The sequence below is a fragment of the Paenibacillus vortex V453 genome, assembly GCF_000193415.1.
GTDB lineage: Bacteria > Bacillota > Bacilli > Paenibacillales > Paenibacillaceae > Paenibacillus_AQ > Paenibacillus_AQ glucanolyticus.
Window position 1 is genome coordinate 56,211 of sequence record NZ_ADHJ01000004.1, and the last position, 8,044, is coordinate 64,254.

Genomic DNA, 8,044 nt, shown 5'->3' on the forward strand with positions numbered 1-8,044 from the left:
ATGATACTTGTCATCGATAACTATGATTCGTTTACGTATAACCTGGTTCAATACTTGGGAGAGCTCGGAGAGGAAGTCAAGGTATACCGGAATGATGAGATTGATATTGCCGGGATCGAGGCATTGGCACCGGATCATATTCTCATATCGCCTGGACCGGCCACACCGAATGAGGCGGGTATCAGCCTGGAGATTATTGAACACTTCAAGGGTGTCATTCCAATCTTCGGTGTTTGCCTCGGTCATCAGGCGATAGGCCAAGCTTTTGGTGGCAAAGTGATTCGCGCGGAGCGGCTGATGCACGGGAAAACCTCGCCCATTCACCATACAGGCGATTCGGTCTTTGAAGGTCTGCCGGTTCCTTTCACTGCAACGCGTTATCACTCGCTGATCGTGGAGAAGGAGAGCCTGCCGGATGATCTTGAGGTTACCGCCTGGACCGAAGAGGGCGAGATCATGGGCTTGCGCCATAAACAATATCCGGTTGAAGGTGTGCAATTCCATCCGGAATCGATTATTACCGATCACGGTCATCAGATGCTGCGCAACTTTTTGAAGCGCACGGCTGGCGCCAAGGCATGAGATTCATTGGCTTGAACGGCGGCATCGTGGATGCTGCCGGGGCTGTGGTGTCTGTAATGGATCACGGTCTTCTGTACGGAATGGGCGTATTCGAGACGTTTCGCACCTATCAGGGGAAGCCATTTCAATTAGAGCGGCACTTGGACCGACTTATGGATAGCTGCCGACAGCTTGGGATAGCCCACATGACAGACCATGACGGGATGAGCCGCTGGATATCGGAGCTGATGGAGGCTAATGGCCTTCAGGATGCTTATATCCGGTATACGGTTACGGCGGGCGAGGGTCTGCTGGGTCTGCCTCTCGGTGATTATGTGAAGCCCTTCGAGATCCTGTTTGCTAAAGAGCTGCCGGTCACGAAGGAAGATGTATACGAAAAAGGCAGAGTGATGCGCCTGCTGTCTCTTCCAAGGAATACACCGGAATCCCCTGTCCGGATGAAATCTCTGCATTACATGAACAATATACTCGCAAAGCGGGAATTGGAGCGGTATCCTGCCCATCCCGGCGGACCGGCAGAAGGCTTGATGCTAACCGCAGGAGGGGATGTGGCTGAGGGTATTGTCAGCAACGTCTTTTTTGTCAAAGAGGGGCATTTATATACGCCTGATATCAGTACGGGCATTTTACCGGGGATTACCCGGGCCGTTGTCCTGGAACTGGCTACCGAGCTTGGAATCGAAGCCGAAGAAGGGCACTACAGCTGGGAAGTATTCAGCGGAGCGGATGAAATATTTACGACAGGCTCTGTTCAGGAAATCGTACCGGTCACGACACTGGTTGGATCGGGAGATCAGTCTATTGTCATTGGACAAGGTGCGGCCGGTCCAGTAACCCGGGCATTGCAGAGTGCGTATAGAAGGAAAGCAGGGTATTATGTATGAGAACAACCATTTACGAACGTGAATATCGTCTGAGCAAAGATGCTGCGCTTAAGCTGGGCCAGTCCACGCTCATTATGGGCATATTGAATGTAACACCGGATTCGTTCTCGGACGGAGGCCGTTATAACGATACGGAGCGAGCGGTCGAGCACGCGCTGCAGCTTGTCGAAGAGGGAGCCGACATCATCGATATCGGCGGGGAATCAACACGTCCGGGACACGAGCCGGTCGGGATTCAAGAAGAGCTCGCCCGTGTTATTCCGGTTATAGAGGCTATTCACCGGCATGCTCCGCATATCCCATTGTCGATTGACACCTATAAAGCTGAGGTTGCCCGTCAGACTATTGAAGCGGGAGCCCATATCATCAATGATATTTGGGGTTTTAAACATGATCCCGATATGTCGAGAACTGCAGCGGAGCTGGGGTGTCCCGTTATTCTGATGCATAATCGTCTTGATCGGAACTATGTCAATCTTATAGAGGACGTTAAACGGGATTTGCTGGAAAGTGTCGAGATTGCACGATCTGCTGGCGTTAAAGATAGTCAAATTCTGCTTGATCCGGGTATCGGCTTTGCCAAGGACTATGACGAGAACATGAAGGTAATGGCATCCCTCGATGAGCTTGTAAGTCTCGGATTTCCGGTGCTGCTGGCAACCTCCCGCAAAAGGTTTATCCAGACTGCGCTTGGTGCCCCTGCGCAGGATGTACTGGAAGGCACAGCGGCAACGGTGGCCTATGGTATTGCGCAGGGCTGCCAGATCGTTCGGGTGCATGACGTGAAACATATGAAACGTACAGCGAAGATGTGTGATGCTATGACTTACGCTTCGACGGAGCTTCGACGCATTTAATTTTTGGGGATACGGAAGGACGGAATCTGAGATGGATAAGATGATACTGAGCCGCATGGAATACTACGGATATCACGGAGTGTTTGAGGAAGAGCGCAAGTTGGGACAGCGCTTCTATGTGGATCTTGAGCTGGAGATGGATTTGAGTAAAGCCGCGAAAACGGATGATCTGACGCTGACGGTAAATTATGCCGAGATTCATGACCTCTTGCTGGACATTATGCGGACAGAATCATTCCGCCTGATCGAAGCTTTAGCGGAGCATATTGCATCTAAGGTATTGGACACTTATACTATTATCGATGCTTTAACGGTCCGATTGACGAAGCCGCACCCGCCTTTTGATATTCATTTTGAAGGTGTGACCATTGAGCTGCACCGGACCAGAAAGTGAGACGATCATGAATTCACACGCTACCTCTGAGAACTCAGAGGCTTATATTGCTTTAGGGGCTAATCTGGGAGATCGCGAGGGCAACCTGATGGAGGCTCTGGAACGGTTGGATGAAGTGCCCGGTATTACGGTAGAGCGCATTTCCAACATGTATGAGACCGATCCGGTCGGGTATGTTGATCAACCGATGTTTCTCAATATGGCGGCAGCCCTGTCAACCTCGCGGAGTCCTCATGAGCTTCTTGCCGAAATGCAGCGGATTGAGAAAGAGCTTGGCAGGGTCCGTCATATACACTGGGGACCACGGACGGTGGACCTGGACCTGCTATGGATGGGAGGACGCCGTTTGGATACGCCGGACCTTATTCTTCCCCATCCCCGTATGCAGGAGCGGGCCTTTGTTCTCAGACCGCTTTCCGATATCGTGTTTGAGCATGAACCTTCGGGTCTGTACCCCGTGGTGAAGACAGCACTTGAGAACCTGGAAGGAAAGGAAGGAATACAGCTTTGGAAAACAAGCAATTGGCGCAGCGTATCCGCGCTTTCCGAAAATTGAAGGGTTTGACCCAGCAAGAGCTTGCAGAGCGAACCGGTATTTCTTTGGCTGTATTGGGTTCAATTGAGCGGGGGAACCGCCGTGCCGAAGAGCAGATGCTGGTGCAGATTGCGGATGCGCTGGAGATTACACTGCAGGAACTTAAGGAGCGCAGCTAGATAGATTGCATAACGACGCGAGGGCAGGTTTATTTTTCAGAAACCCCGGTATTAATATAGGAGAGATCTTTTTGGGTAGTTATCTGCCTGAAAATATGCAAATTTTTCGACTGGACTGCCCGACGATTAATGCGTATGATGGTTTGGTTTGAGACTTAAGGATCCTGCCTGGCGGGGTATACAGGATCCTTCCACTATAAATATTTGAATAGGAAAGGAGTGATATAAGAAATGGATAAATTGAAAATCGCTAACATCGAGATGAAGAACCAGGTTGTTCTTGCTCCTATGGCAGGCGTATGCAACCCGGCCTTCCGACTGATTGCCAAGGAATTCGGCACAGGGCTGGTCTGTGCTGAGATGGTCAGCGGTAAAGCGATCGTTCACGGGAACAAGCGCACCCAGGAGATGCTGTTCGTGGACGAGCGGGAGAAGCCGCTGAGCTTGCAGATTTTTGGCGGTGACCGTGATTCCCTGGTGGAAGCGGCCAAAGTCGTGGATCAGCAGACTAACGCCGATATCATCGATATCAACATGGGCTGTCCTGCACCGAAAGTAACGAAGATGGATGCTGGCGCACGCTGGCTTCTGAATTCCAACAAAATCTATGAGATGGTTGCAGCAGTCGTTGATGCAGTGAACAAGCCGGTAACGGTTAAGATGCGAACGGGTTGGGATAGCGATCACATATATGCCGTCGAAAATGCACAAGCTGTCGAACGTGCAGGGGGACAGGCGGTGAGTGTTCATGGACGTACGCGTGAGCAGCTGTACACCGGGCATGCCGATTGGGATATCATCCGGCAAGTGAAGGAAGCCGTCTCTATTCCGGTGATCGGTAACGGCGATGTGGTTACGCCAGAGGATGCACGCCGGATGCTGGACATTACGGGCTGCGACGGAGTCATGATCGGCCGTGGTGCGCTCGGGAATCCTTGGATGCTGTATCGCACCATAGAATACCTGAAATCGGGCCAGCTGCTGCCGGATCCGGCTCCGCAGGAGAAAATCAGGATAGCTATCCTGCATATGGACCGCTTGATTGCCCTGCGTGGGGAAGAGGTCGCGGTACGGGAAATGCGCAAGCATCTGTCCTGGTATCTGAAAGGGCTGAAGGGTTCAGCCCGCATTAAAGATATCATTATGGAAGAAACGAAGCGCGATGAAATGGTGAGCCTCTTGGACAACTTTGTGAACAGTTTGGAGCACCAAGAAGAATCGACGAAAAGTGTATACCCTCAAGCCGCAGCGGCAATGGGGTAACCTTGCTTGCAGGCTGTTAATGGGTGCGTGTATGCGACATCCGTAACAGCCTTTGCGCGCATTGACTTTTTGAAATGGTTCCCATATAATCTTTCAGTATAAATTCAAGAAATTGAGCAGGCATCAGAGGGAGTTCTGATCCCCAAGAATTCGCATATAGTAAGTTGATATCGTGGTTTAAATTATTTACATGACAGGAGAATCGGTTTATGAGCGATAAAGAGGTCATTCTTACACAGGACGGTCTGAAGAAACTGGAGGACGAACTTGAGAATCTGAAGTCTGTAAAACGCCGCGAAGTGGCGGAACGGATTAAAGTTGCCATCGGTTACGGTGATATTAGTGAAAACTCCGAATATGAAGACGCCAAGAACGAGCAAGCCTTTATCGAAGGCCGGATTATTACGCTGGAGAAGATGCTCCGTAATGCGCGTATCATCAACAATGATGATATCAATACCGATATAATCGGTGTGGGCAACACGGTGCTTGTTGAGGATTTGGAATTTGGCGACACGATGGAATATACCATTGTTGGTTCGGCTGAATCGGATCCGCTGAATAACAAGATCTCCAACGAGAGTCCTGTCGGCAAAGCGATCATTGGCAAGCAAAAAGGATCGGTAGTGGATGTTAACGTTCCTGCGGGCGTTATTCAATATAAAATTGTAGACATTAAGAAGTAAGTCGGAATGTGATGTAGAAAGCTTCCTTCGGGGGGCTTTTTTAAATAGGCAAGGTCGTGTGAAGGGCTTAAATGGTTGCTGGCAGTCTGATTGGGCTGCCCATACGTTTAAGTCCTTGGCGAATGTATACAAGTGATTTGAGAGCTGTCCGGATGGTATGTAGGTGACGGCTTTTGTGCTGCTCTATGGGGATTCACGATGGAAGTGAAATGAAGGAGATGAATGACGATGACGGAAGAAATAAACAATCAGGAACAAGAGCAGGAGTTAAGTGAGCTTTTGCAAATCCGCCGCAACAAACTGGACGAGCTTCGCAAGCTGGGTATCGATCCGTTTGGTGGGAAGTATGAAAGAGAAAATCACGCAGGTGATATTCTAAAAGAGTATGACGGACTCTCCAAGGAAGAGCTGGAAGAGAAGCAGGTGGAAGTGAACCTGGCTGGCCGGATTATGGCTAAACGCGGCATGGGCAAGGCTTCTTTTGCTCATATTCAGGACCTGAGTGGTCGCGTTCAGATTTATGTTCGTCAGGATTCCGTTGCAGAAGCACAATATGAAGCATTCAGCATCCTTGATCTTGGTGACATCATCGGAGTGAAGGGGGTCTTGTTCAAGACCAAAACCGGTGAGACAACCGTGAAAGTGAAGGAGCTGGAGGTTCTTTCGAAATCGCTGTATCCGCTCCCTGAGAAATTCCATGGCCTGAAGGACGTGGAACTTCGTTATCGTCAGCGTTATGTCGATCTTATCATCAATCCGGATGTTCAAAAGACGTTCATTACACGTTCCCGTATTATCCAGTCGATGCGCCGTTATCTGGATTCCCTGGGCTATCTTGAAGTGGAAACCCCAACTTTGCATTCGATCGCTGGCGGGGCTGCGGCACGCCCGTTCATTACGCATCACAATGCATTGGACATGGAGCTGTATATGCGAATCGCGATTGAGCTTCACCTGAAGCGTCTGATCGTGGGCGGCTTGGAGAAAGTGTACGAGATTGGCCGTGTATACCGTAATGAAGGCATCTCTACCCGTCACAATCCGGAGTTCACGATGATCGAGCTCTATGAAGCATATGCGGACTATAAGGATATTATGGCACTGACCGAAAACTTGATAGCCCATATTGCACAAGAAGTGCTCGGTACACAAGTGATTTCCTACCAAGGCCATGAAGTGGACCTGACTCCGCAGTGGCGCCGTGTATCCATGGTGGACGCTGTCAAAGAGATTGTGGGCGTAGACTTTGGTGTTGAAATGTCCAATGAGGAAGCTCATCGTCTGGCAAAAGAACATAAGGTTCCGGTTGAGCCACATATGACATTCGGGCATATCCTGAACGCATTCTTTGAGCAGTTCGTTGAAGAAACGCTGATTCAGCCGACCTTCGTGACCGGCCATCCGGTTGAGATCTCACCGCTTGCGAAGAAGAATGACGTGGATCCACGGTTCACGGATCGTTTTGAGCTGTTTATCGTGGCGCGTGAGCATGCGAACGCATTCTCTGAGCTCAATGATCCGATTGACCAGCGTCAACGTTTTGAAGCACAGATGAAGGAAAAAGAGCAAGGCAACGATGAAGCACATGAAATGGATGAAGATTTCTTGCGTGCGCTGGAGTATGGTATGCCGCCAACAGGCGGACTTGGTATCGGGATCGATCGCTTGATCATGCTGCTTACCAATGCCCCATCCATTCGCGATGTCTTGCTGTTCCCACACATGCGCAATAAAGAATAGAAGTGGCTTTGTTTTCATAAGTAGTACAAAAGGCAGCTGACTATAGTTATCTATAGTGGGCTGTTTTTTTATTTCACGAGGGTATCTTGTTTAGGGAACAAAGCTGTGTTAAATTTATTTAATACGATTGTATTAAATAAGGGGATGGCCAAATGATTGGTTTTTTTATAGTTGCCTGTGAAGTTTTGTTCTGGATATTTGTTCTTTCCGGGTTGAGTGCACGATATCTGTTGGGATGGAGAAGAACGGGAGGAATCCTGCTGTTGTGTACACCTATTATTGATCTACTATTAATTACTGTTACCATTATGGATCTGCGAGGTGGAACAGAGGCCGGATTTGTGCATGGGTTGGCGGCAGTGTATATCGGGGTTACGATTGCGTTTGGCCATCGAATGATTCAATGGGCAGACGTGCGGTTTGCGCACAGATTCGCGGGGGATGAGAAGCCCGTACCAGCACCGAAATATGGGGCGGCCCGTGCGAAGCGCGAACGTCAGGGTTGGTATCGTCATGCTTTGGCATGGGTAATCGGAGTGATGTTGCTTGGAACTATGATCCTGATCGTGGGGGAACCCGACCGAACGGAGCAACTGATGGCAATGGCACTGCGCTGGGGATTGATTCTCGGAATTGATTTTATCTATAGTTTCAGTTATACCCTATGGCCTAAGAAGCAGACGGATAGTTAGCTAAAATAGAAAGTATATAATGTAATACTTTACCTATAATAAAATTAGAATAAAAGGGTTGCATATTGCTGTCGCCCATGGTATATTATATTTCCGGCCAAGAAATACAGCCGAAACAAAAGCTTGAGAGAAACAAGCCAAATGAATTTGAAAAATAAATTCAAAAAAAGCTTGCAACGATCGAGCGGATGTGGTAAGATATAAAAGTTGCTAAAGAGATAAATTGTTGGCG

10 protein-coding genes are annotated in these 8,044 nt (G+C 49.2%); all 10 read left to right on the forward strand.

All coding sequences use genetic code 11. The features are described 5' to 3' along the window. The gene (gene pabA, locus PVOR_RS02235) at positions 1-582 is read left to right on the forward strand and encodes an aminodeoxychorismate/anthranilate synthase component II (RefSeq protein WP_006207451.1); all 582 of its coding nucleotides are present in this window, start codon (positions 1-3) and stop codon (positions 580-582) included. Continuing rightward, entirely contained in the window at positions 579-1,466 is an 888-nt protein-coding gene (locus PVOR_RS02240; RefSeq protein ID WP_006207452.1) for an aminotransferase class IV, read from the forward strand. The genes pabA and PVOR_RS02240 overlap by 4 nt, the downstream gene beginning before the upstream one ends. Further along, complete coding sequence (folP, locus tag PVOR_RS02245; protein WP_006207453.1) at positions 1,463-2,323, forward strand: dihydropteroate synthase; 861 nt, start codon at positions 1,463-1,465, stop codon at positions 2,321-2,323. The genes PVOR_RS02240 and folP overlap by 4 nt, the downstream gene beginning before the upstream one ends. A gap of 31 nt (positions 2,324-2,354) precedes the next feature. After that, complete coding sequence (gene folB, locus PVOR_RS02250) at positions 2,355-2,717, forward strand: dihydroneopterin aldolase (protein ID WP_006207454.1); 363 nt, start codon at positions 2,355-2,357, stop codon at positions 2,715-2,717. 7 nt (positions 2,718-2,724) lie between these two features. Further along, the gene (gene folK / locus PVOR_RS02255) at positions 2,725-3,273 is read left to right on the forward strand and encodes a 2-amino-4-hydroxy-6-hydroxymethyldihydropteridine diphosphokinase (RefSeq protein ID WP_006207455.1); all 549 of its coding nucleotides are present in this window, start codon (positions 2,725-2,727) and stop codon (positions 3,271-3,273) included. Then, complete coding sequence (locus PVOR_RS02260; protein ID WP_040680117.1) at positions 3,225-3,431, forward strand: helix-turn-helix domain-containing protein; 207 nt, start codon at positions 3,225-3,227, stop codon at positions 3,429-3,431. Before folK ends, PVOR_RS02260 begins: the two co-directional genes overlap by 49 nt. 231 nt (positions 3,432-3,662) lie before the next feature. Next, on the forward strand, positions 3,663-4,694 hold the full coding sequence (gene dusB / locus PVOR_RS02265) for a tRNA dihydrouridine synthase DusB (RefSeq protein ID WP_006207457.1): 1,032 nt from the start codon (positions 3,663-3,665) through the stop codon (positions 4,692-4,694). A gap of 209 nt (positions 4,695-4,903) precedes the next feature. Then, complete coding sequence (gene greA, locus PVOR_RS02270) at positions 4,904-5,380, forward strand: transcription elongation factor GreA (RefSeq protein ID WP_006207458.1); 477 nt, start codon at positions 4,904-4,906, stop codon at positions 5,378-5,380. A 228-nt stretch (positions 5,381-5,608) separates the two neighbouring features. Beyond that, a complete protein-coding gene (lysS, locus tag PVOR_RS02275; RefSeq protein ID WP_006207459.1) occupies positions 5,609-7,120 on the forward strand; it encodes a lysine--tRNA ligase in 1,512 nt (503 codons plus the stop codon). A 152-nt stretch (positions 7,121-7,272) separates the two neighbouring features. Next, a complete protein-coding gene (locus PVOR_RS02280; protein ID WP_006207460.1) occupies positions 7,273-7,812 on the forward strand; it encodes a hypothetical protein in 540 nt (179 codons plus the stop codon). Positions 7,813-8,044: the final 232 nt, after the last annotated feature.